Annotated in this window: 17 protein-coding genes; 15 read left to right on the top strand and 2 right to left on the bottom strand. The window is 51.8% G+C overall.

The window, feature by feature from the left end:
* Window positions 1–72: 72 nt before the first annotated feature.
* The 13 genes from atpE to EVJ24_RS01935 all read left to right on the top strand — a co-directional run bounded on the left by atpE (window position 73) and on the right by EVJ24_RS01935 (window position 11,500).
* On the top strand, window positions 73–285 hold the full coding sequence (gene atpE, locus EVJ24_RS01995) for a F0F1 ATP synthase subunit C (protein WP_035386543.1): 213 nt from the start codon (window positions 73–75) through the stop codon (window positions 283–285).
* 71 nt (window positions 286–356) lie between these two features.
* Complete coding sequence (gene atpF / locus EVJ24_RS01990; RefSeq protein ID WP_016510248.1) at window positions 357–884, top strand: F0F1 ATP synthase subunit B; 528 nt, start codon at window positions 357–359, stop codon at window positions 882–884.
* The gene (locus EVJ24_RS01985; protein WP_070328178.1) at window positions 884–1,417 is read left to right on the top strand and encodes a F0F1 ATP synthase subunit delta; all 534 of its coding nucleotides are present in this window, start codon (window positions 884–886) and stop codon (window positions 1,415–1,417) included. Before atpF ends, EVJ24_RS01985 begins: the two co-directional genes overlap by 1 nt.
* 18 nt (window positions 1,418–1,435) lie before the next feature.
* Entirely contained in the window at window positions 1,436–2,944 is a 1,509-nt protein-coding gene (gene atpA / locus EVJ24_RS01980; RefSeq protein WP_016510234.1) for a F0F1 ATP synthase subunit alpha, read from the top strand.
* Between the two features lie 36 nt (window positions 2,945–2,980).
* Window positions 2,981–3,838 carry an ATP synthase F1 subunit gamma gene (gene atpG, locus EVJ24_RS01975; RefSeq protein WP_131439154.1) on the top strand — a complete coding sequence of 286 codons (858 nt, stop codon included), beginning with the start codon at window positions 2,981–2,983 and terminating at the stop codon, window positions 3,836–3,838.
* Window positions 3,839–3,872: 34 nt separating this feature from the next.
* Window positions 3,873–5,291 carry a F0F1 ATP synthase subunit beta gene (gene atpD, locus EVJ24_RS01970; protein ID WP_071398352.1) on the top strand — a complete coding sequence of 473 codons (1,419 nt, stop codon included), beginning with the start codon at window positions 3,873–3,875 and terminating at the stop codon, window positions 5,289–5,291.
* A gap of 28 nt (window positions 5,292–5,319) precedes the next feature.
* Window positions 5,320–5,730: a F0F1 ATP synthase subunit epsilon gene (locus EVJ24_RS01965; protein WP_071398351.1), complete on the top strand. Its 411-nt coding sequence runs from the start codon at window positions 5,320–5,322 to the stop codon at window positions 5,728–5,730.
* 188 nt (window positions 5,731–5,918) lie between these two features.
* Complete coding sequence (locus EVJ24_RS01960; protein WP_236637520.1) at window positions 5,919–7,109, top strand: EAL and HDOD domain-containing protein; 1,191 nt, start codon at window positions 5,919–5,921, stop codon at window positions 7,107–7,109.
* Window positions 7,110–7,313: 204 nt separating this feature from the next.
* Window positions 7,314–7,559 carry a DUF1146 family protein gene (locus tag EVJ24_RS01955; RefSeq protein WP_071398349.1) on the top strand — a complete coding sequence of 82 codons (246 nt, stop codon included), beginning with the start codon at window positions 7,314–7,316 and terminating at the stop codon, window positions 7,557–7,559.
* A 212-nt stretch (window positions 7,560–7,771) separates the two neighbouring features.
* Window positions 7,772–9,073, top strand: a complete 1,302-nt coding sequence (gene murA, locus EVJ24_RS01950) for a UDP-N-acetylglucosamine 1-carboxyvinyltransferase (RefSeq protein WP_131439150.1) — start codon at window positions 7,772–7,774, stop codon at window positions 9,071–9,073.
* Window positions 9,074–9,148: 75 nt separating this feature from the next.
* Window positions 9,149–10,135 carry a rod shape-determining protein MreB gene (gene mreB, locus EVJ24_RS01945; protein WP_071398347.1) on the top strand — a complete coding sequence of 329 codons (987 nt, stop codon included), beginning with the start codon at window positions 9,149–9,151 and terminating at the stop codon, window positions 10,133–10,135.
* 167 nt (window positions 10,136–10,302) lie between these two features.
* A complete protein-coding gene (locus tag EVJ24_RS01940; protein ID WP_161568723.1) occupies window positions 10,303–10,734 on the top strand; it encodes a DUF4275 family protein in 432 nt (143 codons plus the stop codon).
* 4 nt (window positions 10,735–10,738) lie between these two features.
* Complete coding sequence (locus EVJ24_RS01935) at window positions 10,739–11,500, top strand: SDR family oxidoreductase (protein ID WP_131439146.1); 762 nt, start codon at window positions 10,739–10,741, stop codon at window positions 11,498–11,500.
* A gap of 31 nt (window positions 11,501–11,531) precedes the next feature.
* On the opposite strand, the gene EVJ24_RS01930 is transcribed toward EVJ24_RS01935, so the two are convergent.
* Both EVJ24_RS01930 and EVJ24_RS01925 read right to left on the bottom strand, forming a co-directional pair.
* Window positions 11,532–12,296 (bottom strand): response regulator, encoded by a 765-nt coding sequence (locus tag EVJ24_RS01930; RefSeq protein WP_131439144.1) that lies wholly within the window; start codon window positions 12,294–12,296, stop codon window positions 11,532–11,534.
* Window positions 12,277–14,085 carry a sensor histidine kinase gene (locus EVJ24_RS01925; RefSeq protein WP_131439142.1) on the bottom strand — a complete coding sequence of 603 codons (1,809 nt, stop codon included), beginning with the start codon at window positions 14,083–14,085 and terminating at the stop codon, window positions 12,277–12,279. Before EVJ24_RS01925 ends, EVJ24_RS01930 begins: the two co-directional genes overlap by 20 nt.
* A 189-nt stretch (window positions 14,086–14,274) precedes the next feature.
* Between EVJ24_RS01925 and EVJ24_RS01920 the strand changes: the two genes are divergently transcribed.
* Entirely contained in the window at window positions 14,275–16,206 is a 1,932-nt protein-coding gene (locus EVJ24_RS01920) for a sensor histidine kinase (RefSeq protein WP_131439140.1), read from the top strand.
* Window positions 16,207–16,364: 158 nt separating this feature from the next.
* Window positions 16,365–17,138 carry a flagellar hook-basal body protein gene (locus tag EVJ24_RS01915; protein WP_236637519.1) on the top strand — a complete coding sequence of 258 codons (774 nt, stop codon included), beginning with the start codon at window positions 16,365–16,367 and terminating at the stop codon, window positions 17,136–17,138.
* The last annotated feature ends 6 nt before the right edge of the window (window positions 17,139–17,144 follow it).

The following is a 17,144-nucleotide window of genomic DNA, read 5'->3' as shown; positions in this document are numbered from 1 at the left end:
GCTGGCCTCGCCAAAGCGTTGAACAAAAAAACTATTTACTTACTTTTAGGAGGAACATACACAATGGAACAAATGAATCTTCTCGCAACAGCAATCGTTATCGGTCTCGGAGCACTCGCGGCTGGTATCGGTAACGGTCTCATCGTATACGGAACAGTACAAGGACAAGCACGTCAGCCAGAACTTAAAAACGAACTTCGTCAAACAATGTTCATCGGTATCGGTTTGGTTGAGGCCCTCCCGATCATCGGTGTGGCTGTCGGTTTCCTTCTCCTCAACTCTTGATTACGAGTTAACGAGAACAACAAACGAGGGAGCAAGTCTCCCTCACTTATTTAGTCAAGAGGAGGGTATGCATGGATACGATGATGATTGCAGCTGGTGCTGGTGGCGAAGGCCTCCGCATCCTGGATATGATCTTTACACTTTTCACATTCCTCGTACTCTTGGCCCTGTTGAAGAAATTTGCTTGGGGACCACTCCTTGGAATGATGAGACAGCGTGAAGAGTATGTAGCGAACGAAATCGAGCTTGCTGAAAAGAGCCGCAAAGACGCGGAGACATATGTCGTCGAACAACGTGACGCTTTAAGCGCCGCACGTACAGAATCAAAAGAGATGCTTGACTCAAGCCGTCGTCAAGCTGAAGCCGAACAAGCACGCTTGGTGGAGCAGGCGCGTTTGGAAGCCGAAAAAATCAAGATCGAGGCTGGAAAAGCGATCGAGCGTGAGCGCGAGCTCGCGAAACAGTCGCTTCAAACCGAAGTCGTCACACAGGCGCTCTCGGCAGCACGCCACGTCCTTCAGTCAGACCTTAAAGGCGACGAAGTGAAACAACGTGCCCTCGTCACAGACTTCCTGTCTAAAGCGAAAGGCGCTAACTGATGAACATATCGTTAGCAAAACGCTATGCCAAAGCGCTCTTCGACTTAGCGCGGGAGCAAGGCACGCTCGACCAAGTCGAAGCGGAAGTGCGTCTGCTCGATGAAGTGCTCCACGCGACGCCTGAACTGACGGATCTCTTAACGAATCCTGCAGTCAGCGACAGCGAGCTTGCACAGCTTTTAACACACAGCTTTGGTGATATGACAGAAATCGTGCTTAACACACTTCTCGTCATGGTCGAGAACGACCGTGCGAGCGAAGTTCGCGGGTTGCCGCGTTACGTCTTAGATTACATCAACGACTTCCGCGGCATCGCTGAAGGGTTCGTCACAAGTGCTTACCCGTTGTCGGCAGCAGAGTTGAAAGAAGTCGAACTCGTCTTCGGTCAGAAGATGAACAAGACGCTTCAATTGAAGAACGTCGTCGATGAACAGGTTATCGGTGGACTTCGTGTCCAGATCGGTTACACGACGTATGATGACACAATCGAAACTAAACTAACACGCCTCGAGCGTGAATTGTTGAATGCGTAAGAAATAGGGGTGAATTCAATGACGATCAAAGCTGAAGAAATCAGCGCCCTGCTAAAAGAGCGAATCGCTTCGTACGGTTCTGAAATCGAAGTTAGTGAGACAGGTACAGTCATTCAAGTAGGTGACGGTATCGCTCGTGCATTCGGACTCGATAACGTTATGGCAGGAGAACTCGTAGAGTTCTCAAACGGCATAATGGGCTTGGCGCAAAACTTAGAAGAAGGCAACGTCGGGATTATCATCCTCGGCGACTACAAAGGTATCAAAGAAGGCGACTCGGTTAAACGTACGGGCCGCATCATGGAAGTACCAGTCGGTGATGCGCTCCTCGGACGCGTCGTCAACCCGCTCGGACAACCAATCGACGGTCTTGGACCGATCGTGACGGACACATACAACCCGATCGAACGTAAAGCTTACGGCGTTATGGCCCGTAAGTCAGTTCACGAACCGCTCCAAACTGGGATCAAGGCGATTGACGCCCTCGTACCAATCGGTCGCGGTCAGCGTGAGCTCATCATCGGTGACCGTCAAACTGGTAAGACATCGGTCGCAATCGATGCGATCATCAACCAAAAAGAAGAAAACATGGTTTGTATCTACGTCGCAATCGGTCAGAAAGAATCAACTGTCCGTGGCGTAGTTGAGACGCTCCGTAAAAATGGTGCCCTCGATTACACAATCATCGTTTCGGCTTCGGCTTCACAGCCAGCCCCACTTCTTTACCTCGCGCCGTTTGCAGGGGTATCGATGGGTGAGTACTTCATGGACCGCGGACAACACGTCCTCGTCGTGTATGATGATCTCTCGAAACAAGCGGCAGCTTATCGTGAGCTCTCGCTTCTTCTCCGTCGTCCTCCAGGCCGCGAAGCCTACCCAGGTGACGTCTTCTACCTCCACTCACGCCTTCTTGAGCGTGCGGCGAAGTTGAACGACGAACTCGGTGGCGGCTCGCTGACAGCTCTTCCGTTCATCGAGACACAAGCGTCGGATATCTCGGCTTACATCCCGACGAACGTTATCTCGATCACAGACGGTCAAATCTTCCTTCAGTCAGACCTCTTCTTCTCAGGGGTACGTCCCGCGATCAACGCCGGTCTCTCGGTATCGCGTGTAGGTGGTGCGGCTCAAGTGAAAGCGATGAAGAAAGTTGCCGGTACGCTCCGTCTTGACCTCGCGTCATACCGTGAGCTCGAGGCGTTCGCCCAGTTCGGGTCAGACCTCGACAAAGCGACACAAGCGAAGTTGAACCGTGGACAACGGACGGTTGAAGTCTTGAAGCAAGAATTGAACGCACCGCTCTCGGTCGACAAGCAAGTGTTCATCATCTACGCTCTCACGAAAGGTCATCTCGATGACGTCCCAGTCGAAGACATCCGTCGTTTCGAAAAAGACATGAACGCATGGCTCGACCAAAACCGTGCGGACCTCTGCCGTGAAATCCGTCAAACAGGAAACCTTCCTGCTGACGAGGCGATGGTCGATGCAATTGCGGAATTCAAAAAGACATTCTCGCCATCGGTTTAATCCGGTGACGAGCGTCTATTAAGGTGGTGAATCGAAATGGCATCATTACGTGAGATCCAGATGCGGATCACCTCGACCCAAAGCACGAAGCAAATCACGAAAGCGATGAACATGGTGTCGGCCTCGAAGTTGAACCGCGCTCAAGGGAGCAACGCCAACTTCAAGCCGTACATGACCAAGTTGCAAGAAGTCATCTCGTCGATTGCCGGCGGTACTTCAGGCGCAACACACCCGATGCTTCAAGTCCGTCCCGTCAAACGGACCGGCTACATCGTCATCACGTCGGACCGCGGACTTGCTGGTGGATACAACGCCAGCGTCCTTCGCGACGTGTACCGCGAGTTGAAAGCCAAACACGATTCGACAGACGAGTACCGTCTGTACGTGATCGGGAAGGTCGGCGTTCAGTTCTTCAAGACACGTAACATTCCGGTGTACAGTGCGATGACAGGACTTAACGACCAGCCAACATTCGTTGAAGTCGCGGAGATCGTCAAACAGACGGTCGGCGCGTTCAGTGAAGGCGAGATCGATGAATTGAAGCTCTGCTTCAACTCGTTCATCTCTGTCATCAGCCAAGAAGTGAAGATGGATCAATTGCTTCCGCTTGGGAATATCGAACAGACCGCATCTAATGTGATGTATGAATACGAACCAGAAGAAGAAACGATCTTAGCAGCGCTCCTCCCGCGTTACGCGGAAGGGCTCATCTACGGCGCGCTTCTCGATGCGAAAGTATCGGAGCACGCGGCTCGGATGACGGCGATGGCGAACGCGACAGACAATGCGGATGATCTCATCCGCGGACTCAAGCTCAAGTTCAACCGCGCGCGCCAAGCGGCGATCACACAAGAAATCACAGAGATTGTCGGAGGTGCGGCTGCGCTTGAATAAGCGCACGCCCTCTAGATTGTAGGAGGCTAACACGATGAACGAATACGGCACAAAAGGCCGCGTAGTCGCAGTCATGGGCCCAGTTATCGACGTTAAGTTCGAGAACCACTTACCGAACATCTACAACGCCCTCAAAGTCACGTACGTGGCAGAGACGGCGCAAGATGTCAGTGTCGACTTGACGCTCGAGGTGGCGATTCACCTTGGGGATGACACGGTCCGTACGATTGCGATGGACTCAACGGACGGCGTTCGCCGCGGCATGGAAGTACTTGACTTAGGTTCACCGATTTCAGTACCAGTCGGAGAAGAGACGCTCGGTCGTGTCTTCAACGTACTCGGTAACCCAATCGACGATAAAGAAGTTTCACCGACTGTACGTCGGGCACCGATTCACCGTCTCGCACCTACGTTTGATGAATTGTCGACAAATGTTGAGATCTTGGAAACAGGGATCAAAGTCGTCGACCTTCTCGCACCATACATCAAAGGTGGTAAAATCGGCCTCTTCGGTGGTGCCGGTGTAGGTAAAACTGTCCTCATCCAGGAACTCATCAACAACATCGCGCAAGAGCATAGCGGGATTTCTGTATTCGCAGGAGTCGGCGAGCGTACGCGTGAAGGAAATGACTTGTTCCACGAGATGACGGAATCAGGCGTTATCAAGCAGACGGCGATGGTATTCGGTCAGATGAACGAGCCGCCGGGCGCGCGTCTACGCGTTGCCTTGACGGGTCTTACGATGGCAGAATACTTCCGCGATGAGCAAGGACAAGACGTTCTTCTCTTCGTCGATAACATCTTCCGCTTCACACAGGCAGGTTCTGAAGTATCGGCCCTTCTCGGTCGGATGCCATCTGCCGTAGGTTACCAGCCGACACTCGCGACGGAAATGGGTATGCTTCAAGAGCGGATCACGTCGACAGCTAAAGGATCGGTCACATCGATCCAAGCGGTTTACGTACCAGCCGATGACTATACTGACCCGGCTCCAGCGACAACGTTCGCCCACCTTGATGCAACGACCAACCTTGAGCGTCGTCTCTCGGAGATGGGGATTTACCCAGCCGTTGACCCGCTCGCATCGACTTCACGTGCCCTCTCGCCTGACATCGTCGGACCTGAGCACTATGAAATCGCGCGTAACGTCCAGCAGACGCTTCAGCGTTACAAAGAGCTTCAAGATATCATCGCAATCCTCGGTATGGACGAGTTGTCTGAAGACGATAAGCTCACGGTTCACCGTGCCCGTCGGATTCAGTTCTTCTTGTCACAAAACTTCCACGTGGCTGAGCAGTTCACTGGCCAACAAGGTTCGTACGTACCAGTTAAAGAGACAGTCCGTGGCTTTAAAGAGATCCTCGATGGTAAACACGATGATCTCCCAGAAGACGCATTCCGTCTCGTTGGTCCAATCGAAGACGTCATCGAAAAAGCGAAGACGTTGGTCTAAGACCTACACGGAAGGGGGAAACTAGACGATGAATACTCTTCACGTCAACGTCGTCACCCCGGATGGTGCAGCTTACGAGGGCGAGGCACGAATGGTCATCGCCAAATCGGTGACAGGTGAACTCGGTATCTTGCCGAAACACATCCCGATGGTGACGCCACTCGACGTCTCGGTCCTTAAACTGCGCCACGAAGATGGTGGACGCACGCTGATCGCACTCAGCGGCGGTTTCATGGAAGTTCGTCCCGATATGGTGACGATCTTAGCTGAAACGGCCGAAATGGCGGATAAGATCGACTACGACCGCGCCTCTGCGGCGAAATTCCGCGCCGAACGTCGCCTTCAAGATTCGAAGATTTCGGATACTGAATTCCGACGTGCGGAGTTAGCGCTCAAGAAAGCGGTCAACCGCTTGAGCATTCGCGATATTAAAGAATGATGAAAATCCTCTCTCACGTTTCGTGAGAGAGGATTTTTTTGTTCCTCCATTTTGAATCAGACGATTGAACCAGCTTCCTTCATTTAATTGTAGGTCAAAAGAATCAGATTTTTCGCATTCAAATAGTGGAACGAAAGATCGGGTCGTCCGATAATATAGGTGGGAACTATAGTAAAGGAGCTAAAGGGATGAAAGTTTACGTTGCGCGTCAACCAATCTTTGACCAAAAACTACGTGTCTGCGGCTACGAACTGTTGTATCGCCGCAGCGAGAAAAATATGTTCGAACATGTCGACGATGCGCTTGCGACCGCCGACGTGATCCATAACGCCTACCTCGTCTTTAATTTTCGGGAATTGACCGAAGGGACGCGGGCGTTCATCAACTTTCCACAGAACTTGATCGAAGGGGAAGTGCCTTCATTATTGCCGCGGCAATCTCTCGTCATCGAAGTGCTTGAACACGTCGAACCGACCGAGAAAGTACTTGCCGCCCTGCGATCACTTCGGCGGAAAGGTTATACGATCGCCTTAGACGATTTCGTCTTCGAAGAGAAATACCGCCCGTTGATCGGGCTTGCGGATATTATTAAAATCGATTATCAGGCGACGCCGGTCGACCAACAGAAACGCTTGATCGATGCGCTCGGACACCGGATCGAATTTCTTGCGGAAAAGATAGAGACGAAGCTTGAATATGATATCGCGAAAGAGCTTGGCTATAAAATGTTCCAAGGTTATTTCTTCAGTCGTCCGACAGTCATTCATGGGGCGGAAGTCCATCCGCTCCGTAATACGCTCGTCGAGGTGCTGAAAGAGCTCGATAAACCAGAACCGAACTTCCGCCGCATCGCCGGGCAAATCGAACGAAGTGTCGATCTGTCCTACAAGATGCTCCGGTCGGTGAACACGGTCTATCAAAAGGGTCGTACGACGATTCAATCGATCGAACAAGCCGTTGCCCGTATCGGACTTGACGAGATGCGGCGTTGGTCGTATTTGATGTTGCTTCGGGAGATGCAGACGTCTGAATCGAAAGAATTGATCAAGCAAAGCGTTATCCGTGGGAAGATGATGGAGTTGATTGCCGATGAGACAATTCCAGGGGTTGCTCCGTTTGATGCGTTCATCACCGGAATTTTCTCTTCACTCGACGTCATTTTGGACGAGACGATGCAAACGCTGATCGCCGAACTCCCAGTCGAACCGATTGTCAAAGATGCACTTCTCGGTAAGCCGAACAAGTTGCATGAATTGCTCGAGTCGGTGAAGGCATATGAGCAGTTAACTGTGCCAGTCGACGAGACGGCGCTAGATTGGTCTCGTTACTATATCGAATCGATCCGCTGGGCGCTCGCACAGGACGAAAAAAAGGAATAATGTTTGAAAATTTGGTGGGACGTCAATTACTGTAGTAAAGGCTATGCGCCGATGACGTCCCTTTTATATGCGGTTTATTTAAAGAGAGTGAGCTGATAGGATGAGACGATTCGATTGATCATCATCATGCTAAGTCTTTTTTTCTCTGTCGCAACGTGCTATGATTAAAAATGGTACAAAATTTCGAAAAGAGGGGAATCGAGGATGTTAAACACCGTCTTATCGCTCGTCATCTATGTCGTAGCGATTTACGTCGCCTGGTGGGCACTCATGCCAGTTAAATGGGAGCGCGTGCTCAACCAAGTGAGAAGTCCGCAAGCCGCTGTCTTGCGTGTCCTCGTGGCCGTCGTCTTCGGTTCTCTGATCGCCCAGTTCTTTTTGGAGTATATCCGATTAGCTCAGGCGCTCGTACCATTACAGTCGATTTTCCAAATCATTAACAAACTGTAATCCTGTTGTAACGACTCCTATATGTATATCATGTAGGATAAACTCGTCTGACATGACGACCAATCATCAGGACAGATTATGATTTTATTTTTATTTTTTTCTGATGAGGCGTCACGTTAAAAAAACATCATAGTAATCGACATAACCACATCCGGAAACGGATATCGACGCATAAAATAAAAAAACAACGAAGCTGGAGGACAAAGAGAGATATGAAGGATTTGATTGTAGTCCGTGGAGGACGTAAATTGTCAGGTATTGTGCGTGTTGAAGGAGCTAAAAACGCCGTACTGAAAACATTGGTTGCCACTCTTTTAGCAGGCGAAGGAAAATCGGTACTTCAAAACGTGCCACGTCTTGCTGATGTTTACACGATTAATAAAGTGCTTCGTCACCTCGGTGCAGAAGTCACGTTCGATGAAGCAAACAACGAAGTCACTGTCGATGCCTCGGGCACAATCAAAGACGAGGCGCCGCTTGAGTACGTTCGCAAAATGCGTGCCTCGATCCTTGTCATGGGTCCTCTCCTTGCTCGTCTTGGCCATGCGCGTGTCGCAATGCCAGGCGGATGTTCGATTGGATCACGTCCGATCGACCTCCATTTAAAAGGATTTGAAGCAATGGGCGCGAAGACAGTGATTGGCAACGGTTTCGTCGAAGCATCAGTTGAAGGTCGCTTGCAAGGTGCGAAGATCTATCTTGACTTCCCATCGGTCGGTGCGACAGAAAACATCATGATGGCGGCGGTTCTCGCTGAAGGAACGACTGTTATCGAGAACGTTGCGAAAGAACCGGAAATCGTCGACCTCGCGAACTTCTTGAACGGTATGGGCGCTCACGTCCGCGGTGCTGGAACGGAAACGATCCGCATCGAAGGCGTGGACAAGTTGCATGGTGCTGAGCATTCGATCATCCCGGACCGTATCGAAGCTGGCACGTTCCTCGTCGCTGCTGCGATCACAGCCAGCGACATTGAAGTCATCGGAGCTGAGCGCGAACATCTACGTCCACTTATCTCGAAGATGGAAGAGATGGGCGTCAAGTTCGAAGAGACAACAGAAGGTATGCGTGTCATTGGACCAGAAGTATTGAAACCAATCGACTTGAAGACGATGCCACACCCTGGCTTCCCGACAGATATGCAGGCGCAAATGATGGCCCTCGTCTTAAAAGCGGGTGGCACGTCAGTTATTACAGAGACTGTGTTTGAAAACCGCTTCATGCATGTCGAAGAATTCCGTCGCATGAACGCAGACATTAAGATTGAAGGTCGTTCAGCAATCATTAAAGGTGGCGTCCGCCTCCAAGGTGCCGAAGTCGTTTCGACAGACCTTCGTGCCGGGGCAGCGCTCGTCCTCGCAGGACTTATCGCCGACGAGGAGACTCGTGTCGGTGACTTATACCATATCGACCGCGGATACGTCGATTTCCACAAGAAACTTAAAGCACTCGGTGCCGACATCGAGCGAATTGAAGGAACTGTCGAAATCGCTGAAGAACTGGTCAACAACTAATTAATAGACTCATAGGAGCGAGGAGATTCTTCTCGCTCTTTTCAATGAAGTAACGAACGGAGGAACCTACACACCATGTTTTCAAAAGATATCGGGATTGATTTAGGAACAGCAAACGTCGTCATCCACGTGAAAGGCCGAGGCATCGTCCTCGACGAGCCTTCTGTCGTGGCCATCAAGCGTTCGACAGGGAAAGTACTCGCCGTTGGTTCGGAAGCGTATCAGATGGTCGGGCGTACGCCTGGCGACATCGTTGCCATCCGTCCACTCCGTGACGGGGTCATTGCCGACTTCGCGACGACAGAAGCGATGCTTCGCCACTTCGTCGAGAAGATTCAAGTCCGTGGCTTCTTCGGTGGCATCCGGATGCTGATCTGTACACCGGCCAACGTGACACCGGTCGAGGCGAAAGCGATTCGTGAGGCCGCTGAGAAAGCTGGCGCCAAAGAAGTCTTCCTCGAAGTGGAACCAAAAGCAGCAGCTGTCGGTTCGGGCATGGATATCTGGAAGCCTGCTGGACATATGATCGTCGATATCGGGGGCGGGACGACCGACGTCGCCATCCTCTCGATGGGCGACATCGTCTGCGGTGAAACGATCAAGATTGCCGGAGACCGTTTTGATACGGACATTCTCCGTGCCATCAAAGACAAGCACAAGCTCATCATCGGTGAGCGTACGGCCGAGCAGATCAAAAAAGAGATCGCGACCGTATTCCCGGGTGGACGCAACGAGACGATGGATATCCGAGGCCGAGACATGGTGCGTGGGCTTCCACGTACAGTAACGATCACATCAGAAGAACTCCGTGAAGCGATGGCCGAGTCGGCGAACGAGATCGTCGAAGCGACGAAGCGCGTCCTCGAACAGACGCCACCAGAACTTGCGGCCGACATCATCGACCGCGGCATCATCATGACAGGCGGCGGATCGCTCCTTCACGGCATCGACCAGCTCGTTGCTGAACGAGTCGGTTTGCCAGTCATGATCGCCGACGAGCCGACGCTTAGCGTCGCGCACGGTACAGGCATCATGCTTGAGAATTTAGACCGTTTGAAATAAGCGAACCAATCAGTACAAATTATAAAATCTAGAAATAGAGAGGTACGACGTCTTTTAAGGGCGTCGTACCTCTCTTTTTTACTGAGGGCATCGCTTCGATTTGCAGGAGAAGTTGGTCTCTTGTCCTTAAAATGGATAAACTGAGGAGGAGACCAGGGGGAACGAAGATGAATCCATTGATTGAGCGACTGACCGCTAAGGGGGTTGTGGTCACAGAGTACGAAAATCGAGGGGAACAAGCACGAGAAGAATGGAAGAATTGTTTCGTATTGATTGAAGAGCGGAGTCAATACCGACCGTATCTTTGGGAGTATCTCGTCGAAGAGATGGATGGCTGTCTCGTTGGAAAAGAGGCAGATGTCGCCTTGCACCATACCGCGAAATGGAAGTGCCTCTTGTTTTTTGAACACTCCAACGATGTGATCGAGCTCGAGTTGAGTCAAGCACAAACGTTCGTGCGGAAAGATTTGACGGTCGCGGCAGGTGACTATGCGGACGTGTATATCGTCGACCCGGCCTATACATGGACATACGTCATCCCGCACGAAGCAGACTGGGGACCATATTTTCTAATCAAATCAACAATGAAACGGGGATAACTGAATGACACGACCACTTACGCTCATCACCGGCGTCAGCCGCGGCCAAGGGATCGGTGCGGCCATCGCCCGCCAGCTTGCGACGACAGGCCATGATCTGTATTTGACACACTGGAGCCCGTTTGACGGCACGGAAGGGATTGGGGAAGACGAGGGCTTCATCGAACGTTTTGTCGACGAATTAGAGCGGTTAGGGGCCCGTGTCGCGCATGAGGCGTATGATTTGGCTTCAGGGGACGAAGCGGGTCTTCTCGGCCGTGTCGAACGAGCGCTCGGCATACCGAGCCGTCTGATCAACAACGCGACGTACGAGCGGCACGTGAGCGTCGACACGTTCACGACAGAGACGCTAAGGCGCCACTATCAAGTCAACAACGAAGGGACGCTCGGTTTGACGTTCGAATTCGTCGAACGGTATCGGAGAGCGGGACATACGGACGGGCGCATCCTGTTTTTAGTGTCGGGTGGGGCGGATGCATCGAACCTGGCCTACATCGCGTCGAAAGGGGCACTCATCGCCATCACCCCAGCACTTGCGAACGGGGTCGGCCAGTTCGGCATCTCGGTCAACGCGCTCGACCCGGGTCCGACCGACTCGGGTTGGATCGACGCCGCATTTCGTGACGAACTCGTGCCGTTGTTCCCTCACGGGCGGGTCGGCACACCGGAAGATACGGCTCGCTACGTCTCATTTCTCATGGGACGTGACGGAATGTGGGTCAACGGTCAGCATCTGCATGTCGATGGCGGATTCATCGGACGATAAAAAACTTCTTCCCCGGGCGGGAAGAAGTTTTTTAGTGCCACTTGTAATCTTTGTCGACGAACAGGCGCGTGTTTGCTTCCGTCTGACCGGTATTCAACCAGTCGTGGTAGTCACACGAACAAACGTCGTCTAAGTGAAGCGAATAACCGTTGTTGATCGTTTGGACCGTGATGCTCAAGTCATGATCGGCGAGCGTCTTCTTTAAGCGATAGATGAGGTTGTAGACGTTATGGAGTGCCCGTTGCGGATCATCGATATCGGGATAGAGCGTCTCGGCGATGAGCCATTTATTGACGACCTTGTCACGATGATAGATCAAGTAGGCGAACAGCTCTTCGGTCTTTTGGGTCGGCCATTTGACGAGGTCGCCGTCTTGCGTCTTGACGGAGAAATTGTCGAAACATTGGATCGTACACGTCCGATGATGCTTGGACTGAAGCGATTCTGTATACCGTTTCGAGACGCGCGGGACGAGGTCGTGAATCATTTCTTCGGTAATCGGTTTGAGCAGATAGTGGGTCGCCTGTAACCCGAACGCCTCGACCGCATATTGGCTGTGTGCCGTTGTAAAAACGACTTGTGTCGTCTCAGGGAGGCGCTTAGCGAGGTCAAGTCCGTTCATCTTTGGCATTTCGACGTCAAGAAAGACGAGATCGACTTCTTGCGTCGTTAAAAATTCGAGTGCCTGGACGGGGTCGTGGAACGAGCCCATCCATTTCAAATTCGGCTCTGCTTGGATGAATCGTTCCATCATCCTCAAAATATGGGGCTCGTCTTCAATTAGGATTGTCCGCATGTGTTACTGTCATCCTCTCTCGTTTCGGAAGCCGAATGTGCACGTTCGTGCCGACCCCGTGTTCAGAATTCAATTTAAACGTGGCGTCAGGAAGGTAACCGATTCGGCTTTTGACGTTCGGGATACCGATACCGCTCACTTCGTGAAGCACTGCCTTCGGGTCAAAGCCGACCCCGTTATCCGAGATGCGAATATCAATCATATCGCCGGCGTCTTGGACGGATAACAGGAGCCGTTTGACGCCGTCTTGTTTCATCAACCCATGTTGGACCGCGTTCTCAACGAGCGGTTGGATCAAGAGTGGAGGGATGAGAGCGTCGAGAACGGTCTCGTCAATCTCTTTGATGATGGTGAAGGCGCCGTCGAACCGCGTCTGCTCGATCATCAAATAAGAATCGATCACCCCGAGTTCTTGGCGGAGTGAAATATCTGTCTCCGTGCGTCCGTTCTCGAAGATGAAGCGGACGTACGTGCTCAAATGGCTAAGAAGTCGTGCGGCTTCGTTCGGTGCGGTGTAGCAGAGTGCGATCACGTTCCCGAACGTATTGTACAAGAAATGCGGCTTGATTTGAGAGTTGAAGAATGAGATCTCGCTTTGTGTGGCGAACGTTTGCACTTCTCGCTTTTGCTTTTTGTCGGTCGATAAATGAACCGGCAGCAACATGAACATGAGTAAAAAGTAGATAAGCGATAGGACGCTCGAATACAATACTTGGTTCGGATGCGTGATGAACACGTTGATGAGCTGGCCGATATAGCCGATGACCAACGCGAGCGTAAAGATTAGAAATTCAAACGGATACCCATCGTCTTTTCGTTCGAACAGCCAATTGATATTGAGTCCTGTCCAAAAAAAGGCGATTACGAGTATATAAATCCAGGCAACATAATCAAACGTCGCGTGTACACTATACGGAATGATGAGTGCGATCAAGCTGAACGCGTAAAGTGGGTAAGATGCGATGGAGAGGAAACGGCTGAACGGGACTTGCTCGAGCCGGAGTGCGAATCCAATCAGCATGGTCAGGCTAAGGAATCCTGTGATCAAGCTGAACTTATGGGCGACGACATAAGTCATGGCCGGGATGAATTCGAATACGATCATTTGATCACGTGTCAACAGCGACAAGCCGATCAAGAAAAAGAAGGCGGCACCGTATAGATAGAGCGACTCTTTTTGGTGGAACATAAAGACGATCGCATAGAATGAAAAAATTAAAAGTGAAATCAAAATAATAATAAAATCGTAGCTGAAAAATTTATTTTGGAGGGCCATGATACTGCTCGTCGGACCGATGAGCAGACTATCTTGGATACCGGGTGAGCGTTCGTCCGATCCGGTCACTTGCATCGTCAAGCGAAAGTTGGGCGTATACGTATCGAGTAAGACGAGATAGGCGTTCCGTGAATCGGGTGTCGACGAATAGACGGGAGACACCGCTTCACCATCGATTGCGAGACGGATGTGCGGGTGGTTTCTCGGGACGCGTAACGCGTACTGGCCAGGCGGGAGAGAGACGTCGACTTCGTACGTTGCCACTTGATGTGGGGTTACGTGCGGGACGTTGCGATACGTCTGACGATCGACTTGGTCGAGCAAGCTCGATTGAAAACGCCAAGTCCCGTCAAGACGTATGATCGTGTCGGTCACTTCGGAAGCGCTCAAGTCGGCAGTTCCTTGGATGACGGTAGCTGTACTGTCAATCGATTGCCCACGTGTGAACGTGAGTCCACCTGTCAATGCCAGGAGGAGGATCAACAGCGTCAGCCCGATATATTTAGGGGTCATCAGCATGTTCCCTTCGCTATTTGTGAGTTTCTTGTGAGAAGTCATCGCTATACTGTTACTATGTCAGGAAAAAAACTACATTTTTTAGAATAATAGTGACTAACATCTAATTATAGTACACGAATCTGCCTTATGTGAATAGCGAACTTAAATAAATGAAATATAACTGATACGGAAAGAAGGAAATATATGAAACGCTGGATCGCACAACGGATTAGCCGGCAAGTCCTCACGGTGTTCTACGTTCTCATCGCTTTAATTATCGTCACCTCGCTCGGGACTTATTTTTATACGCAACAGGCGATCGGTGAGACGACGGTTGAACTCGAACGAATCAGTGAACAACGCGCGCGCGCGACCGATTTGTTCGAGACATGGCAATCGATGCAGTATGAGATGCGCGGGCACGTCCTGCTCGGTGAGGAGTCACTGTTAGACGAAGCACGAGCGGCACAAGTCCGGATCGACGAACAGACGACGTGGTTCGAACAAAGCGCCGCGAGCGCAGAGGAAGTAACGTTCGCGACTGACGCCCGTCTCCTGTTCACAATCTATACGTCCCGGGTCATGCCAGGACTCGAGCGTTACGTGATTGCCAAGGCGAGCGGGGAGGTCGATGAGCCATTCTTGCAGATGGCGACCCTTGGCCAACTCATGCCGCAAAACGCGAGCTCGGACCAGACACGATTCAAATTGAAGCCGACTAACGCGGCCGATATGAGCGCGAGCATCGTCGACATGGAATCGGTGTTCACCGATTATCGGTCCGAACTTGACTTCCAAGAGACCGGACTGCGTGAGTCGTTATCTGAACAGCTCGCCAAAGCCCAATGGAGTTGGCTCATCATCTTACTCGGTGCGCTGTTTGCACTCTTTATCGGGCTTCAACCGTACATCGTCCGGGTGACGAACCAGCTCCAGGCACTCATCACGAACAGCGAACGTTTAGCGGTCGATCCGCATGCACGGCTCGTCCCGGTCGACCCGCTTCGAAATGAGGTGGGTCAGCTTTCGAGATCATTCAACGTGATGTCAAGCTCGCTCATCCGACAGCACGATGAATTGGAGCGGGAACGAGAGAAGACGGCTCGCATCGTGCATACGATGCGGGACGCGATCGTATTCGTCGAGACGGGGACCGAGCAACGGTTCGCCAATGCGGCGTTGTTTGATCTGTACGAACAACCGATTCCGTTTGATGACCGCCAAAGTCTTTATCCGATCGAAACGTTCTACCGGCCGTTCATGGATCAGGTCGATGATCAAGAAGGCCTGAGCCGGTTCACGAATCGAGCGAAGCATGAAGGAATATTCGATGAGACGTTTACGTACTCGATGCAAGAGGGAACACGTATCATACGGATGTACGCCGAACCGATCGAACTGCAGGACGAACGCGCTGGTGTAATCTTTGTGTCGCGAGACGTGACGAAAGAGATTGAGATCGACCGCTTGAAAACCGAATTGGTCGCAACCGTATCTCACGAACTACGGACGCCTTTGACATCCATCCTCGGCTTCACGGAGCTCCTCGAGCACCGTCACGTCGATGAACTGAAACGCAAGCGTTACCTGGGGATGATCAACAGCGAGACGAGACGGCTCGAACGGCTCGTCAGCGACCTGCTTGACGTTCAAAAGATGGAAGCGGGAAAAGTCGAGCAAGACTTTAAAGTCGAGAGTCTGTTCGAGCTTCTCTCGGACGTCCTTGAGGTTCATGCGGGGTCGACCGAGCTGCACGCGTTCCATTTCGAGTGTGACGAGGAGATACGCGTCTCAGGAGACCCAGCCCAACTACGCCAAGTGTTCTCGAACATCTTGAACAACGCCATCAAGTATTCACCCGACGGCGGGAATATTGCCGTCAACGTATCGTGTGAAGGGGACGTCATCCGCGTCGCCATCGAAGACGAGGGCATCGGGGTGACAGCAGAAGACGCCGAGCGACTATTCGAAAAGTTTTATCGCGTACAGAATGAACAGAGCCGCAACATTGGAGGCACCGGCCTTGGGCTCGCCATCTGTAAAGAAATCATAGAGTCACACGGCGGAACGATTTCAGTCCGTTCTAAACCAGAACAAGGGACGACGATCATCGTCGAATTGCCGATTGTTGAATGATTGCATAGACAAAGCCCACTTCTGTCAAACTGAAGTGGGCTTTGTCTCGTATTGACGACTAAGGAGTTTTTTATGCATTTTTTCGAAAAAGGGTGAATGATTCCTTCCTTTGGTACGATATAAAGAGTAGAAACTTTAAGGATGAAGGGAAGACGAACATGTTACGTGGACTTTATACGGCGGCGGGTGCGATGAACGCGCTTCAGCGGCAACAAGAGATATTGAGCAACAACCTTGGAAACGTTCGGACTCCGGGCTTCAAAGCATCAAACGGTGTCGTCCGGTCGTTCCCTGAACTATTACTCGCCGAGGTGAGCCATCCTGGTAACGACCGTTCGCACGTCCAAGGCGAGGTCGGCACGCTCTCGACCGGCGTGTATTTGCAGGAAACGATGCCACGCTTCTCTGCTGGCAGCGTCACGGCGACGGATAGCCCGACCGACGTATATTTGAAAGTTCCGGCTGACTTTACAGGCGCCGCCATGTTCGCGGTCGAACAGAACGGGGAGGCGCTCTATACGACGAACGGCCGCTTTTCGGTCGACGATGAGCGGTTCCTCCGCTCGGCGGATGGTGGGTACATCTTGTCGGATACGGGTGAACGCATCCAGTTGCCGTCTAGTGACTTCGAATTGTCAGGCGACGGTCAAATCACTTCGCTCGGTCAGGACGTAGCGACGCTCGGGGCGGTTCAAATCGATGATTTGGCCACGCTCGAACAAGTCGGGAACGACTATCGCGTCAACGGGGGAGCAAATCCCGCTGTGAACGTCCAGTTCCAACAAGGCTATATCGAAGAAGCAAACGTTGACCTCGACCGGACGATGGCTGACCTCATGGTGACGTACCGTCAGTTCGAGGCAAACCAAAAAGTCGTCCAGGCGTATGACAAGAGTGCCGAGCGGGCCATCGAAATCGCTCGGATTCGATAAGGAGGA

Source organism: Exiguobacterium sp. SH1S21 (assembly GCF_004337175.1).
GTDB classification, from domain to species: domain Bacteria; phylum Bacillota; class Bacilli; order Exiguobacteriales; family Exiguobacteriaceae; genus Exiguobacterium; species Exiguobacterium aurantiacum_A.
The sequence above is the reverse complement of the archived record's forward strand: the minus strand, read 5'-3'. Positions and strand labels throughout refer to the sequence as shown.